General features: G+C 66.9%; 15 protein-coding genes and 3 pseudogenes. 12 read left to right on the top strand and 6 right to left on the bottom strand.

The annotated features are described in order from the left end of the window. Positions 1 to 110 precede the first annotated feature (110 nt). The 4 genes and pseudogenes from BLV25_RS00960 to BLV25_RS00975 form a co-directional block, all read left to right on the top strand. A pseudogene (locus BLV25_RS00960) lies at positions 111 to 932 on the top strand (polymer-forming cytoskeletal protein); the annotation flags it as partial. Positions 933 to 980: 48 nt separating this feature from the next. Further along, positions 981 to 1,331, top strand: a complete 351-nt coding sequence (locus BLV25_RS00965; protein ID WP_021073506.1) for a hypothetical protein — start codon at positions 981 to 983, stop codon at positions 1,329 to 1,331. A gap of 54 nt (positions 1,332 to 1,385) precedes the next feature. Next, positions 1,386 to 1,820: a universal stress protein gene (locus tag BLV25_RS00970; protein WP_021073507.1), complete on the top strand. Its 435-nt coding sequence runs from the start codon at positions 1,386 to 1,388 to the stop codon at positions 1,818 to 1,820. Positions 1,821 to 1,903: 83 nt separating this feature from the next. Beyond that, complete coding sequence (locus BLV25_RS00975; protein WP_092730309.1) at positions 1,904 to 4,003, top strand: class I adenylate-forming enzyme family protein; 2,100 nt, start codon at positions 1,904 to 1,906, stop codon at positions 4,001 to 4,003. Positions 4,004 to 4,018: 15 nt separating this feature from the next. On the opposite strand, the gene aroC is transcribed toward BLV25_RS00975, so the two are convergent. After that, the gene (gene aroC, locus BLV25_RS00980) at positions 4,019 to 5,203 is read right to left on the bottom strand and encodes a chorismate synthase (RefSeq protein WP_021073509.1); all 1,185 of its coding nucleotides are present in this window, start codon (positions 5,201 to 5,203) and stop codon (positions 4,019 to 4,021) included. A 139-nt stretch (positions 5,204 to 5,342) separates the two neighbouring features. On the opposite strand from aroC, the gene BLV25_RS00985 reads away from it, so the two are divergent. The 3 genes and pseudogenes from BLV25_RS00985 (at position 5,343) to BLV25_RS00995 (ending at position 7,453) form a co-directional block, all read left to right on the top strand. Beyond that, positions 5,343 to 6,173, top strand: a complete 831-nt coding sequence (locus BLV25_RS00985) for an ArsR/SmtB family transcription factor (protein WP_092730311.1) — start codon at positions 5,343 to 5,345, stop codon at positions 6,171 to 6,173. Positions 6,174 to 6,255: 82 nt separating this feature from the next. Then, a pseudogene (locus tag BLV25_RS17720) lies at positions 6,256 to 6,705 on the top strand (bifunctional nuclease family protein); the annotation flags it as partial. Positions 6,706 to 7,015: 310 nt separating this feature from the next. Next, positions 7,016 to 7,453, top strand: coding sequence for an acyl-CoA thioesterase (locus BLV25_RS00995; RefSeq protein ID WP_021073512.1), 438 nt, complete (start codon positions 7,016 to 7,018; stop codon positions 7,451 to 7,453). A gap of 141 nt (positions 7,454 to 7,594) precedes the next feature. Here BLV25_RS00995 and BLV25_RS01000 read toward each other — a convergent pair whose 3' ends face one another. After that, entirely contained in the window at positions 7,595 to 8,002 is a 408-nt protein-coding gene (locus BLV25_RS01000) for a GIY-YIG nuclease family protein (RefSeq protein WP_092730315.1), read from the bottom strand. A gap of 327 nt (positions 8,003 to 8,329) precedes the next feature. On the opposite strand from BLV25_RS01000, the gene BLV25_RS01005 reads away from it, so the two are divergent. The 3 genes from BLV25_RS01005 to BLV25_RS01015 are packed head-to-tail and all read left to right on the top strand — an operon-like array spanning position 8,330 to position 10,739. After that, on the top strand, positions 8,330 to 9,256 hold the full coding sequence (locus BLV25_RS01005) for a substrate-binding domain-containing protein (RefSeq protein WP_021073514.1): 927 nt from the start codon (positions 8,330 to 8,332) through the stop codon (positions 9,254 to 9,256). A gap of 2 nt (positions 9,257 to 9,258) precedes the next feature. Continuing rightward, positions 9,259 to 9,975: an ABC transporter permease gene (locus BLV25_RS01010; protein WP_039402062.1), complete on the top strand. Its 717-nt coding sequence runs from the start codon at positions 9,259 to 9,261 to the stop codon at positions 9,973 to 9,975. Then, the gene (locus BLV25_RS01015) at positions 9,975 to 10,739 is read left to right on the top strand and encodes an amino acid ABC transporter ATP-binding protein (protein ID WP_021073516.1); all 765 of its coding nucleotides are present in this window, start codon (positions 9,975 to 9,977) and stop codon (positions 10,737 to 10,739) included. The genes BLV25_RS01010 and BLV25_RS01015 overlap by 1 nt, the downstream gene beginning before the upstream one ends. A gap of 67 nt (positions 10,740 to 10,806) precedes the next feature. On the opposite strand, the gene BLV25_RS01020 is transcribed toward BLV25_RS01015, so the two are convergent. Further along, entirely contained in the window at positions 10,807 to 11,130 is a 324-nt protein-coding gene (locus BLV25_RS01020; protein WP_021073517.1) for a DMT family transporter, read from the bottom strand. A 191-nt stretch (positions 11,131 to 11,321) separates the two neighbouring features. Here BLV25_RS01020 and BLV25_RS17190 point away from each other — a divergent pair, with 191 nt between their 5' ends. Next, complete coding sequence (locus tag BLV25_RS17190; protein WP_176819408.1) at positions 11,322 to 11,468, top strand: hypothetical protein; 147 nt, start codon at positions 11,322 to 11,324, stop codon at positions 11,466 to 11,468. 75 nt (positions 11,469 to 11,543) lie between these two features. Here BLV25_RS17190 and BLV25_RS17725 read toward each other — a convergent pair whose 3' ends face one another. The 3 genes and pseudogenes from BLV25_RS17725 to BLV25_RS01030 all read right to left on the bottom strand — a co-directional run bounded on the left by BLV25_RS17725 (position 11,544) and on the right by BLV25_RS01030 (position 14,182). After that, positions 11,544 to 12,116: a sensor histidine kinase gene (locus BLV25_RS17725; RefSeq protein ID WP_256335637.1), complete on the bottom strand. Its 573-nt coding sequence runs from the start codon at positions 12,114 to 12,116 to the stop codon at positions 11,544 to 11,546. Positions 12,117 to 12,245: 129 nt separating this feature from the next. Further along, positions 12,246 to 12,776, bottom strand: a pseudogene (locus BLV25_RS17730) (PAS domain-containing protein); the annotation flags it as partial. 143 nt (positions 12,777 to 12,919) lie between these two features. After that, positions 12,920 to 14,182 carry a chloride channel protein gene (locus BLV25_RS01030; RefSeq protein ID WP_092730319.1) on the bottom strand — a complete coding sequence of 421 codons (1,263 nt, stop codon included), beginning with the start codon at positions 14,180 to 14,182 and terminating at the stop codon, positions 12,920 to 12,922. Between the two features lie 521 nt (positions 14,183 to 14,703). On the opposite strand from BLV25_RS01030, the gene BLV25_RS16615 reads away from it, so the two are divergent. Beyond that, on the top strand, positions 14,704 to 15,009 hold the full coding sequence (locus BLV25_RS16615) for a hypothetical protein (RefSeq protein WP_143114367.1): 306 nt from the start codon (positions 14,704 to 14,706) through the stop codon (positions 15,007 to 15,009). Positions 15,010 to 15,107: the final 98 nt, after the last annotated feature.

The raw sequence follows: 15,107 nt of genomic DNA on the forward strand, positions 1-15,107 counted from the left end.
CCGTGACATCGCCACGCCCCGTGCCATCGCCGACCCCGTGACCGTCGCGGCGTCAGCCGATCGTCGGACGCCCCGGTCAACTTATACCGTCGCGCGGTCTGTGACCGGACGTGTCACTGGGACCGGACCCGCTCGACGAGCTCGCCGTCCCCGACGGGACGACGGTCGAGGAACACGACCTCGTGACCGACGGGGACGTCCTGATCGGCGGGCAGGCGACCGTGGAACTCGGGATCCGTGGCCGGACCGTCGCCGCCGGCGAGCGCGTGACCGTCGCCGGGGACATCGAGGCGGCGGGCGACTGCCGGCTCGACATGCTCTGTGATATCGACGGCAACGTGCTGGTCGGCGAGGACGCCTATCTCGGCGAGCGCGTGCACGTCGCCGGCCGGCTGATGGTCTCCGGCGACCTGGACATCGGCGACGACGTCGAGGTCGACGAGGGGTTCGACGCGAACGGCTGGATCGTCGTCCGCAACCCGGTCCCCACGCTCGTCTTCTACTTCATCGTGCTCTCACAGCTGCTGCGGGCCGGCGATCGGGAGGCGGCGGACGAGCTCGCCGCCGCGCTCGCCGACGACGAGGACGTCGAGGATCCGCTGGTGATTCCCCGCGGCGCCACCGTCTCCGACGACGCCTGGCGCGTCTCGACGCCGGCGACCATCGGCGACGACTGTCGGCTCCACGGCAACGTCCGGGCGGAATCGATCGCGGTCGGGACCGGGAACACGATCTTCGGGTCGCTTCGCGCCCGCGAGGACGTCTCCGTCGGCGCCGACACGACGATCCACGGCGACGTGACGACCCGCGGCGGGACGGCCACGATCGCGGCCGGCGCCCACGTGCGCGGCGACGTCTCGGCGCGGGACATCGACGTCCACGAGGACGCGACCGTCGACGGAGCGCTTCGTGCCCGCGGCGAGCTGAAGCTCCGCCGAGCGGCGGATGATTTATAATCCCTGCCCGAGCCGTTTCGGGGTATGTGTGGCGGGACGCGCTCGGCGTACTGGGAGACGGTCGCCGCCGTCGTCGAGCGTGCCCGCCGTCGCCACGAGCGGTTCGATCCGGCCGACGACGCCGCCGCGACCGCGATCGACGAGGGTATCCGGCCGATCGTCGCGGTGTACGCCCGCGCGCGTCGCGACGGCGTGACGCTGTCGGCGGTCGAGCGGTCCCTGCTCGAGGGCGTGTTGAACGACTGGCTCGCCGCCTACGCCGGCTGCCTGGGCCGGTCGATCGAGAACACCTACTCGATCCACGAGGTCGCGCGTACCTGCCGGGAGCACGGGACCGTCGCCGACGCGGTCGACGCGATCGTCGCCTCGCCGTGACCACCGCCCGCAAGGGGGAGTTTTTACACGGTCCTCCCCGTATCGGCGATCGGAATGTACGATCAGATCCTCGTTCCGACCGACGGTAGCCCGGCAGCCAACGCGGCGATCGATCACGCGATCGACCTCGCGAAGCGATACGACGCGCGGATCCACGCGCTGTACGTCGTCGACGGGTCGGCCTACTCGACGCTGGAGGCCGGCTCGGAGATCGTCCTCGAGGCCCTGGAGTCGGAGGGCGAGGAGGCCACCGACCGCGTCGCCGAGGCGGCGGCCGAGGCCGGCGTCGAGACGGTCACGAGCGTCGTCAACGGAACCGCGTACCGGACGATCACCGAGTACGTCGACGACAACGCGATCGACCTGATCGTGATGGGGACCCACGGCCGCCAGGGGATCGACCGATACCTCCTCGGGTCGGTGACCGAACGCGTCGTCCGCACGGCCGACGTGCCCGTTTTGACGGTTCACAAGAACGACGACGACTGAGTCCCGATTCCGGGCAGGCCGTCGGTTGTGGCCGTACCCCACCGATCACAAGACAGTAGTCACCCCCGTTACATACCCGGCGTATGCGCGATTGGCTCTCCCACCGCGTCGCCGCCGCGCCGGACGCGACCGCGCTCGTGCGGGCCGAGGACGGCGAGGCGTGGACGTACGCGGACCTCGACAGGCTCGTCGAGGAGACCGCGGGCCGGCTGGCCGCCCACGGAGTCGACGCGGGGACGCACCTCGGCGTCCATCTCTCGCCGCGGGTCGGGTACGTCGGCCTCGTCCACGCCGCGATGCGGCTCGGGGCGACGCTCGTGCCGGTCGGTCATCGGCTCACCCCCCGAGAGATCGGCGTCCGGCTCGACCGGGCGGACGTCGACGTGCTCGTCTGCGGCGCCGACACGGAGCGAACCGCGATCGAGGGCGCCGCAGGCTCCGGGATCCCGATCCTTTCGGTGGACGAACCGACCGACTCCGACGACTCACACGGGTCGGACGCCCCGACCGACATCGAGGACTCGGACGTCGCCGCCCTCCACGACTCCGACCCGGAACCGATCCCCGACTCGACGTGGAACCTCGAGGAGCGGCTCTGCGTACTGTTCACCTCCGGGACGAGCGGCCGGCCGAAGGCGGTCGAGATCACCGCCGGAAACGTCCTCTTCTCCGCGGTCGCCTCCGCGTTCCGGCTCGGCGTCCACCCCGACGACCGGTGGCTCGTGACGCTGCCGCTGCACCACGCCGGCGGCCTCTCGCCCGTCTATCGGTCGGTCCTCGCCGGGACCGCCATCGTGCTCCGGGAGGACTTCGAACCGGGCGAGGCGGCCGACGACGTCGACCGCTACGACGTCACCGGCGTCTCGCTCGTCCCGACGATGCTCACCCGGATGCTCGACCGCCGCGGGACGCTGTCGGACTCGCTGCGGACGGTCCTGCTCGGCGGCGCGCCCGCCTCCGAGCGCCTGATCGAGCGGTGCGAGAACTACTCGGTCCCGGTGTATCCGACCTACGGGATGACCGAGACCGCCTCCCAGATCGCGACCGCGACGCCCGCGGAGGCTTTCAAGGATCCCGACACCGTCGGTCGGCCGATCTTCCTGACCGACCTGACGGTCGTCGACGACGCCGGCGACCCGGTCGACCGCGGCGAGACCGGCGAGCTCGTCGTCTCCGGACCGACCGTCTCGCCGGGCTATTACGGCGATCCGGAGGCGACCGCGGCCGCAACCGACGACCACGGCCTTCACACGGGTGACGTCGGACGGATCGACGAGAACGGTCGCGTCCACGTGGTCAACCGGCTCGACGACCGGATCGTCACCGGCGGGGAGAACGTCGATCCGGGAGAGGTCGCCGACGTCCTCGCCGACCACGACGCCGTGCACGAGGCGGCCGTTCTCGGACTCCCCGACGAGACGTGGGGCGAGCGCGTCGGCGCGCTGATCGTCCCCGCCGAGCAAACCGACGCATCGGAGGAATCGTCGGCCGACGACGGCGACGAGGGAGCCGATGGGGATGGAGATCACGACGAGTCGGTCGCGGCCGAGGTTGCGGACGCGGAAGCGGCCGATCCCGGGGCGGACGCGAACGGGAGTACCGTCGACGCGACCGACGTGGGGAACGAACCGGCGGAGACGAACGGGGCGATCGGCGACGAGGTCGCCGACGTGGCCCAACCGGACGCGGCAGAAGCGGACGCGGCAGAAGCGGACGCGATCCCCGAAGCGGCCGAATCGAACGTGACCCGCGAAGCGGCTGCCGAGACTGACGGAGAGCGCGACCCGCCGATCGACGAACGGGCCCTCCTCGAGTACGCCCGCGAGCGGCTGTCCGGATTCAAGATGCCCCGAACCGTCGCCTACGTCGAGGAGCTTCCGCGCACCGTCTCGGGAACGGTCGACCGGGAGGCGGCACGCGACCGGCTGATCGAGGAGGGCGTCGAGCCGTCCGTCCCGAGCGTCGAGTTCGACCGTGCCGGGTTCGAGCCGGCCGACCCGGAGCCGGCCGACCGCGAGGAGTCGGGAGCGGCCGACCGCGAGGGGTCGGAATCGAACGACGGCGAGGAACGCGGTGATGGTTCCGAGGCGGCGATCGAGGACGGTACCGAGAACGGCACGAACGGGATCGGAACCGGCGCCGGCGTCGACGAACCGACGGACGGCACGGACGACGACCGGTGACCGACCCGGAGACGCCTATTCGTTGTGAGGACTGCTCGGATGGTAGTCGGTGTCGTACTCGCCGGGTCGATCGTCGATCCGGTCGGGGTTGATCCGCCCGCCGAGTAGCATGAAGTCGAGGACGGTGACGTAGAGCATCGCCTCGACCACGGGGACGGCCCGCGGCGGGAGGACGGGGTCGTGACGGCCGACGACCTGGATCTCCTTCGCCTCGCCGGTCTCCCAGTCGACGGTGCGCTGCTTTTTGGGGATGGAGGTCGGCGCGTGCCAGGTCACCTCGCCGTAGATCGGTTCGCCGGTCGTGATCCCGCCCTGAAGGCCGCCGTGGTCGTTGCCGACCGGAACCGGGTCGCCGGCCTCGCTGACCGTCTCGGGATGGTCGCCCTCGTCGAACTCCCAGTCCTCGTTGCGCTCCTTGCCGGTCACCTCGGTCGCGCCGGTTCCGAGTCCGAACTCGAAGGCCGTGGTCGCGGGGATCGACATCATCGCCTGCCCCAGTCGGGCCGGAACGCCGTCGAATCGGGGCGCGCCCAGTCCGCGGGGCACCCCGCGCGCCTCGAAGTAGATCGAGCCGCCGATCGAGTCGCCCTCGGCCTGGTACTCCTCGATGCGCTCCTGCATCCGGTCGGCGGTCTCGGGGTCCGCGCACCTGACGTCGTTCTCCTCCGAGTGCTCGAGGAGCTGCTCGAAGGAGACCTCGGGCGCCTCGATGTCGTCGATCCGGTTGACGTGGGCCTTGATCGCGACGTCGTGGTCGGAGGCGTCGAGGACGGCCTTCGCGACCGCGCCGGCCGCCACCCAGTTCACCGTCTCCCGGGCCGAGGAGCGGCCGCCGCCGCCCCAGTTGCGCGTCCCGAACTTCGCCGAGTAGGTGTAATCGCCGTGTGAGGGGCGCGGCGCGGTGACGTACGGCTCGTATTTGCCCGAGCGCGCGTCCTTGTTCTGGATCACCATCCCGACCGGCGTCCCCGTGGTGTAGCCGTCCTGCACCCCGGAGTTGATCGTCACCTCGTCCGGCTCCCCGCGGGAGGTGGTGATCATCGACTGGCCGGGCTTGCGCCGGTCGAGGTCGCGCTGGATCAGGTCCTCGTCGAGCTCGACGCCGGCGGGGCAGCCCGAGACCGTGACGCCCATCGCCTCGCCGTGACTCTCGCCGTAAGTGGTCACCTGAAAGAGGCGACCGAACCGGTTGCCGTTCATTACGCACACGTGTGGCTCGGGGGCATATATACGTTGTATCTCGACACAGCGGTGCAACGAACGCGGGTCGCCCTCCCGAACGAAGGGCGCGTCCGCGGACGACACAAGGGATTTGTAGGCCGCTGTATGAGTGTCGGGTATGTCCCGGCTGTTGCCCTCCCCTCCCGACGTCTCCCTCGGCGACCGGGAACCGCGGGTCGTCGACGTCGACGACGAGAACGCCGACGAGCTGTTCGCGGCGCTCTCCTCCGAGACCGCCCGGTCCCTGCTCTCCCAGCTCCACGAGGAGCCGGCGACGACCTCCGAGCTCGCCGAGGCCACCGACACGTCCCTGCAGAACGTCCAGTATCACCTCAGCAACCTCTCGGAGGCCGAGCTCGTCGAGGTCGCCGACACGGTCTACTCCGAGAAGGGTCGCGAGATGAACGTCTATGCCCCCACGAGCGACCCGCTCGTCCTGTTCGCCGGCGAGTCGGGCCACAGCGACGGGATCAAGACCGCGCTCAAGCGGCTGCTCGGCGGGTACGGGATCCTCGGGCTCTCGGCACTGGCGGTCCAACGGCTGCTGTCGGTCACCGTCCCGACCGGCGGCCCGGGCACCGACGGCTACACGGTCTCCGACTCCGGGACCGGCGGGAACGGCGCCGGGGGCGATGGCGGTGGCGGGAGCGATGGCGGCGGCACCGCGGACGTCGAGTCCGCCGACGGCGGCGGGGACGTCGGCGTGATGCAGACCGAGGCCCCGGAGGCGACGGGCGGCCCGATGACCATGACCGACGGCGGCTCCGGCGGCAGTGACGTCGTCGAGGTGATGTTCGACGGCGCCGCCGCCGAGCGCGCCGAGGCGGCCGCCGAGCACGCCGTCTCGCTGCTGGAACCCGGCATCGTCTTCTTTCTGGGAGCGGCGCTCGTCTTCACGCTCGCGTGGGCCTACTGGCACTACAATATGGGATACTTCGAGGACGAGTAGCACTCTCCAGGCCCGGCCGCCGCGTCCCCGGTTCCGGTGCGGACAGGGGTAGGTACAAACCGGCGGGGGACGTATCCCCGGTATGAACCATCAGGCTGAGGTCGTCGCGATCGGCGCCGGGACCGGCGCCGGCGGCGAGGAGGTCCCGGCGGTCCTCCTCGCGGCCCGCGGGGAGATCGTCCCCATCTTCGTCACGCCGGACCAGGCGAACTCGATCGGGATGACCCTCGAGGGCGAGCCCTTCGAGCGACCGCTCACTCACGACCTGCTCGTGGACGTGCTCACCGAGTTCGGCGGCGCGGTCGACCGCGTGCGCATCGACGACATAAGCGAGGGCACCTTCTACGCGAAGGTCGACGTCGAGCGGTACGACGACGGCGAGGCGGAGCGGTTCGTCTTCGACGCCCGGCCCTCCGACGCGCTCGCGGTCGGCGTCCGCGTCGAGTGCCCGATCGTCGTCGCCGACGCCGTGGTCGACGAGGCCGGCCAGCCGGCCGAGGCGTTCGGCTTCGACGTCGAGCCGGCCGGGGAGACCGAGGACCCGTTCGGCGACCCCGGCAACTCCGGCGATGCCGGCCCGTTCGGCGATCCCGGCCAGTCCGGCGACGCTGACCCGTTCGGCGACCCTGACAACTCCGGCGATGCCGGCCCGTTCGGCGACCCTGACACCCCCGCCGATCACGATCCCGCGGATCGCGAGGACGGCGACGACGGCGGCGACGCCGCCGCGGGCCCGGACGACCTGCCGACCGAGTGGACCGACGACGCGGACGACGGCGACGACCGCGAGTAGCGCCCGCCGAACCGAACGGTTCAACCGGCTCGGGGGAGTGCGTCGGCGTATGCCAGACCTGATGGACACCTACCTGGAAAACCGGTGGTTCGTCCAGCCCGACCAGGCGAACAACCTGGAGACCGCCCACGGCGGGCACGTCCTCAAGTGGATGGACGAGCTCGGCGCGATGTGCTCGATGCGCTTCTCCGGCGAGACCTGCGTCACCGCCCATATGGACGAGGTGAACTTCAGACGCCCCGTCCCGGTCGGCGGGATCGCGGTCGTGAAGGCGTACGTCTACGGAACCGGCGAGACGAGCATCAAGATCCGAACGCGCGTCTTCCGGGAGGATCCCGAAACCGGCACGGAGGAGCTCACGGCCGAGTCGTATATGGTCTTCGTCGCGATCGACGACGACCGGAACCCGATCCCGGTGCCCGATCTCACCGTCTCCTCCGACCGCGGGCAGGAGCTGCTCGATGCTGCCCTCGAGAGCGCGCCGTAGCTGGTTTCGAGAGCGTTCCGTAGCTGCGAGAGCGTTCCGTAGCTGCGAGAGCGTTCCGTAGCTGCGAGAGCGTTCCGTAGCTGCGAGAGCGTTCCGTAGCTGCGAGAGCGTTCCGTAGCTGCGAGAGCGTTCCGTAGCTGGTTAGACGGCCGCGTGCGCGCTCTCGACCGCGGCTCGCATTGCTTCAACGTCGCCTCTTCGAGCGAGGTGGCTCGCACACCCGCAGTCGGAGGCGCCGAATCCGGGAACCGGTCCCTCGCCCAGTCGCTTTGCGACCGCACACTCGACGTCCCGCTCGTCGGTCCGGACGACGTCGTCGATCCCGACCGTCGGATGTCCGAGCAGGTAATCGATATGCCAGTGGCGCGTGTCGCGCTCGCCGGCGGCCAGCTCCCGGTGGCGGTCCACGCGAGCGAACCCGCCCCTTCCGAGCGCGCTGCCCGTGTACGCGTAGCCGCCGCTCGGCAGTCGGTGGCTACCCAGCGCGCCGACCGTGATCGCGATCGGTTCCGGCACCGAAAGCACGAGCGTGTAGGTCCCTCCGGCCATCGATCGGGGGAACGGGGTGATCGAATATACGGCTTCGGAAGCCCGAACGCGTCCGTCGCGATCGCGGTCGGAAAACGCGGTCGTTGCGGAGGAACGTCAAATCGCGTGGGTTCTCATCGGTAGCGCGACGTCGACGGCTCAACTGCCATCGTGTTGTCGATCGCGGTTTCCGTTCATCACGAATCCAACGTCCTGGTTCGTCCCGTCACCCCGGCGCTCCGTTCCGATTCACGGGCGGACGTCCCGACGATGCCCGTTTCACCACGTAACCGATTCCGTTTGTACGGAAACGGAATATATATTTGATATCAGTTCAACGGTGTTTCTATGGCGATACATCGACGGAAGTTCATTACGGCAGTCGGCGCGGGAGCCATCGCGAGCACGGCCGGCTGTTCCCAGCTCGGCGGCGGCGACGAACAGACGGCAGCGGTGGCCGGCGAAACGTTGACGCTGACGACGACGACGAGCACGTACGACACGGGACTGCTCGACGCGATCCACCCGGACTTCGAGGAGCTGTACGGCGTCTCCGTCGACGCGGTCGCGCAGGGAACGGGCGCGGCCCTCGAGTCGGCCCGCAACGGGGACTCCGACGTCGTGATGGTTCACGCCCGCGGCCTCGAGGACGAGTTCATGCGCAACGGCTACGGGGTCAACCGCCGGGACCTCATGTTCAACGACTTCGTCATCGTGGGTCCCGAAAGCGACCCGGCGGGCATCCAGGGGATGGACTCGGCGACCGAGGCGCTCACCGCCATCGCGGAGGCAGGGGCGACGTTCGTCTCCCGCGGGGACAACTCGGGGACCCACACCAAGGAGCTCAACCTCTGGGAGGCCGCCGGAACCGAACCCGGCGGCGACTGGTATCAGGAGACCGGCACCGGGATGGGCGAGGCGCTGAACATCGCGAACCAGCAGGGCGCGTACACGCTCTCGGACCGCGGAACGTTCATCTCGCAGCGCTCGGAGGTCGACCTCACCATTCTGGTGCAGGGACCGATCGAGGGCGGTCCGGAGATCCTCTCGAACCCCTACGGGATCATGGCGGTCAATCCCGGCGTCCACGAGAACGCCAACTACGACCTCGCGATGGCCTACATCGGGTGGATCACCAGCCCCGAAGCCCAGGACGCCATCTCGAGCTACGAGATGAACGGGGAGCAGCTGTTCTTCCCGGAGGCCGTCTCGGAGGATCCCAACTTCCAGCAGTACGTACCGGAAGGGTGGAGTAGCGGCTCGTCCGACGCGTAACCGTGCCGATCGAACCAGCCGCACAGTTGTTGCCGGCCGTCGTCGACCTTCCGTTCAGAGACGGGTACGTCTCGAGCATCATCTACGTCTCGCTGTACGTGAGCCTCGCCGCCGTGGCGCTGAGCACGGCGTTCAGCGTTCCCGTGGCCATCCTGTTGGGACTCGCCGACTTCCCCGGCAAGCAGTTCGTGAAGTCGGTCATCAACACGGGAATGGGCTTTCCCAGCGTGGTCGTCGGCCTCGTCGTGCTGTTCGCGGTCTCCAACCAGGGGCCGCTCGGATCGCTGGAGCTCGTCTTCACCAAGGAGGCGATGATCATGTCGCAGTTCGTGCTCGCGACGCCGCCGATCACGGCGATCAGCCTCGCGGCCATCGCCGGCGTGGACGAGCCCGTTCGCGACGCCGCCCACGCCCTCGGCGGGACGCGGTTCGACGTGGCGCTGGTGGTCCTCAAGGAGGCCCGGTACGGGATCGCGACGGCGATCCTGGCCGGCTTCGGCCGCGCCATCAGCGAAGTCGGGTCGGTGCTCATCGTCGGCGGCAACATCACGAGCGCGTCGGGCATCTCCAAGACGCGAACGCTGACGACCGCCATCCAGCTCGAGGCCAGACAGGGCCAGTACGAGACCGCGATGGTGCTGGGTGCGGTCCTGGTCGCGCTCGTGTTGACGGTCAACGCCGTCGTCGTTCGCTTCGGCGACCGGGGGGTGAAGCCCTGATGATCCGGGCGACTGACGTCTCACACGCGTACGGCGAGGACCCGGTGTTCCGTGACCTCTCGATCGACGTCGACACCGGCGAGGTCCTCGCGGTCATCGGCCCCTCGGGCGTCGGCAAGACGACGCTGCTCCGGCTGCTCGCGCTGTCGTTCGAGCCGGACGACGGGACCGTCACCGTCGACGGCACGGACGCGTGGGCCGTCGACCCCGACGAGCGCCTCTCGCTGCGGCGGCGCATCGGGATGGTCTTCCAGGAGGCGAGCCTCTTCGACGCCCCGGTCGAGCGCAACGTCGAATACGGGCTGCGGATCCGTCGCTCGTGGACCGACCGGCTGCGACACGAGCTCCGCTCGGTCGTGAGCTCGAACGGGACCGCCGACGCCGTCCGCGACTCGCTCGACATCGTCGGGTTGACCGACAAGATGGACCAGCACGCGGCGTCGTTGTCGGGCGGCGAGGCCCAGCGCGTGTCGTTCGCCCGCGCCGTGGCCTACGACCCGGACGTCCTGCTGCTCGACGAGCCGACGTCGGACCTGGACCCGCGAAACACCGCGGTCATCGAGGAGGCGATCGCCGCGGCGCGCGACCGCGGGATCGGCGTCGTCGTGGCGACGCACGACATGCACCAGGCCGAGCGGATCGCCGACCGGGTCGCGGTGCTGCTCGACGACCGGATCACGGAGATCGGACCGACGGCGGAGATATTCGACGACCCCGACGACGACCGGACCCGGAAGTTCATCTCGGGGGAGCTGGTCTACTGACCACGTCGGTCGGTCCTGGCTGAGGACGGTAGTGATGCGACCGATCCGCGAGCGCCGTTGCGCCTCGCTAGTGGCCGCCGGAAACGAAATGGAGGCCGACGATGCCGACGAGGATCACGCTGATGAACCCCATTCGAGCAAGGGTTGCGGGTTCATCGAACAGAACGATCCCGAGCGAAGCCGTCCCGACGGCGCCGATGCCGGTCCAGACGGCGTACGCCGTGCCGATGGGAAGGTCCTGGATCGCCCGTGCCAACAGAACCATGCTACAGATGAGGGCGATGGCGGTGCCAAGCGTCGGCACCGGTTTCGAGAGTCCGTCCGAGTATTCGAGCCCGATCGCCCATCCGATCTCGAAGACGCCAGCCAGTATCAAAAGGGGCCACGACATCCTGACGCTCATCTACTCGGACGGTCGAACTAGGCCTTCCGATGTCAACCGGCTCAGAGGGTGGATTTTGGTCGAAATCAATCCTCGTGATCGGTGAATAGTGCAGTGAGGGCAGCGCGGAGGATGCGGGTTGACGTCGTCCACGGGACCAGTTCGCGAATACATGGACGAGTCCGCATTCAAAGGCCCCGATGAGCGGCTCACATCCCGAACCCACGGGATGGTTCACGGATCTCGACATTGGAGGCCCCGAGGGCGGCGCAATCACGATCGCCACCGGAGAAGCCGACCACCCCGGAAGTGACCCGAAGCAATCCGGCCCGGTCGGGCTTCGCTGACGGCGAAAACGAGCGTTATGACGCCGTACACGAGGCAACGTCGAGAGCGAGGGGAGGCCCGACGCACGGAGTGTCTCAGTCCGATCGCGCTCGGAGACGAATCGAGACGCACGTTCCGCCGAGCTCACTTTCGTGCACGGTTATCGACCCCTTCGAACTTCGAACGATCCAGCGGGTCAACCACAATCCCAATCCACTACTATGGGTGAGCGGCGTTTCGGTTCGGGAGGTGAGCACCTCGCGTTCCGCTTGGGGGATACCCGGGCCGTTATCCGCAATGCTCACGACCACGTGGCTTCGGGAGTCGTCAACCGTTGACCGGACCGCCACTCGTGGCGTCTCCGAATCGTTGTGCTCGATCGCGTTATCCAGGATGTTGTCGAACGCGTACGGCAACAGCTCGTGTGCGATCACGGTGAGCGAGTCCGGCAGATCGCTCGAGATGTGCGCATCCCGTGACTCGGCCCGGAGTCGGTTCAGCCGCTCTCGCAGCAGCACACCTAACTCGATCGTCGTGCGGTCCGTCTCCTCGTCGTCTTGGAGTTGTTCGATGTTTCGGGCCGTCCGACTCAACTCGACGATGTTCGAGAGCCGATCGTCCATTATCCGAATGTGTTCGTTCTCCTCCGGATGTTCCTCGGCAAGCATCTCGAGATGGCCGTGAATGATGTTGATGTCGTTCCGGATGTTGTGTCGCAACACTCGGTTGAGGACGGCGAGACGCTGCTCACGTTGTTTTGGCTCCGTAATGTCACTTATAACGAACACGCCGCCGGTGAACGCGTCCTCCCGCGTGTGAATCGGCGCAGCCCAGATCCGCACGTCGAGCACGGCTCCGTTTTTGTGGGTGTGTTGTGTCTCGATCCCGTGGAGCTTCTCGCCGTTCCGGAGCCGCTTGAGGAACTCCTCGATGGTCTCGGGCTGCTCGCTCAGGACTCGCGGATACGGCCGTCGACGAACTTCGGTGTCTTGCCACCCAAAAATCCTCTCCGCACCGTCGTTCCAGACCTGTATGCCGCCGTCGTCGTTGACGACGAGAATCGCGACGGGTGCGGTTTCGACGACTGCGGCGAACCGATTGAGCAGTCGCTCGACCGACGTCGTAAGGATATCCACCTCCAGTTGCGTGTCGATCCGTTCGTGCAGCACGGTGATGAATTCCGAAAAGAGCTCCTCGGTGAGATCTTTCCGGTCAGCCGTCGCTTGGGATTCGTAGGTCCTCAGAAGCGCCTGTTGCGCCTCAGTATGGCCTTTTTCGGAGAGGATCCGGAACAACGTACCGACGAGCTGATCCGTATGGTCCACCATTTTAGGCTAGCCTAAATCATTGGTCGGGATAAGGGATCCTTTCCGCCGTCACGGTGGAGTGTGGAATTGTCCCCCTTTGGCGACCGCTCGATGCGTTTCAGACCCCGCTCGCTTCGTTGCGGGTGTCGCTGGAACGTGGCGAGCTACTTTCCGACTTTCCGTACCGTTCGAACGACGATCGTTCCAGCGACGGCACCGATACCTGCAACGATGAACAGCGATCCCGAGTAAAACAACGCTACCGTTCCGGCGATGAGTAGTGGCCGCGGCAATTCACCAACCGGTACGCCAGCCATCATTGCAGTCAATCCGACCACAGAACCGACTCCGGGGACTATTTGGGCGAGTGCCGCCCCGGTGGCCGCACCGCCCGCCAGCAGCGGAAATATTGGACCGCCTTTCCAGCCCGTCTCCAGCATCAGGCCCACCAGCATGATTTTGGCGACCCCGGCCACGAGCAACGCCTCGGCCGGGAGCGGAAGCCCGGCAAAGAGCGCACCGATGGCTTCCTGTCCTGAGAACAGTAATCCGGGCGTAACGGCTCCGGCGAACCCCAGGGCGAGCCCTCCAACCGTTGATCTCATAAGGTGATCGCCCGTCCCCCGATGGGCTTGCAACCGACGTCGAAACCGGAGGTACAGCACGGAAACGAACCCTCCGAGTGCCCCAAAGAGAGCCGCCGCGGCCAGACGCCGTGTCGGATTCGTCGAACCAAACTCGGGGACGGCGTACCCGAAATGTAGCCCGCTTCCAGCGGCTACTTTGAGAGCCGTGACCCCGAGAACGATCGCGGCAAGCCCCGGTATCCACCGCCACCATCGGGGAACCGGGGGGATGTCGTTCCTTTCGACGGGGTGATCGAGCCCGCCGGTCGCATGAAAACGGAGATCGCTGAACGACGTGCTCGTCCCTGCGATCGTCCCGGTCCACGCAGTACGCATCGCATATTGCAGCCTCACGAGAGCGTGTGAGCTCATTCCGCCGCCGATCGCCAGTAACGCGAGTTCGGGACCGAGACTCGCCCCGAAGGCGAGCGAGACCAGCGAGTGTATCGCCCCTTTCGAGATTTCATCGTGATCAACGGTCTCTCCAGCACGTATTTCGGCCAGCAATTCCTCGACGTCACCCGGATGATCGCCGAGATGGAGACGTCCGAGCCCGAGCGTAATCCCGCCGACGGTACAGACGATCACGGTATACAGCGGGTGATTCGGCACCACTGCGATCGCCGCTGGAACCGTTTCCCAGAGGAGGAACGTAACCCACTGGAGAACGCGAAGGAACGTTCCCGTCACGAGCCCGATGACGGTGGCGAAACAGACCGCGAGAAGGACGACGCGGGAGAGGTTACGAACCGCGAGTGAGACGGTGCGTCCGTGGTAGCCGTCCTTCGATAGCCCAACCATCGCCGTGTAGGCTCCACTAACGGGATGGAGTAGGTAATCAATGTCGCTTTGACCACGATCCGCCTTCGGAGCGACGATATCATCTTTGCTTCCGCGGATTCACGTTCTGACCGCCTGCCGACTGATTCCTGCACTCTCGCGGTGCCTGCGTGTCGTTTCTCTCTCGTGACCGAGCTCGGATCGATCCCGGCGAAAAACGTCGTCTCGCGGACGTGGGTTGTTGCGCTCGCAGGCTTTCATAGGTGTTGAAATCCTACGGTCACGGTCGGGGATTGCATCCCAGTCCACGCCCTCCTTGACGAGACGGATGGGTTCGTTGTACGCCCACTGCGTATCTATCGATAGTCCCAAGCGCTGTCCCACACCAGAAGTGTTTCACTGTCACCACTGTTTGCATAGGTGTGTCCCCCTCTCGTCGTACTTTCCTCACCGGTTTGAGTCCCGGCTTACTCGCTATCGCAGGGTGTGCCTCCCCCTTCCAGCAATCTCGAACGCGTATCGGTGAAATCGTTCTCTTGAATATGGACGACAGGAGCCATACAGTTCGAGTGCAGGTTCTGTCTTCAGGTGAGACGCTCTACGACACAAGCAAGGAGATACCTCCCGGCGAAGACGAAGAACAGCCAGTTATTACTCCTGATGATGGGCTGCCGACTGAACTCCGAAAATACACGGTTTCTGCGACGCTTGATGGAGGGGAAGATTCGATATCGAGGACGTATCCAACGAAGGGCGGAGACTGTTATTCGGTGACCGTTCGTGTTGGGACGGACGGACGATTCAGGGATATGCCGTCCGATTCGGCGTTCGAAGGGTGCAGTCAGTAGGACACCTGTAGTAAACACGCAATTCCAATTCTGAAGGACTCAAAAAGCCACAAGAATCGCTTTGTGCAAATTCCCAAAAAGGTGCTGGTTGGGCCTAT

The organism is Halopenitus persicus, from assembly GCF_900107205.1.
GTDB classification, from domain to species: Archaea; Halobacteriota; Halobacteria; order Halobacteriales; family Haloferacaceae; genus Halopenitus; species Halopenitus persicus.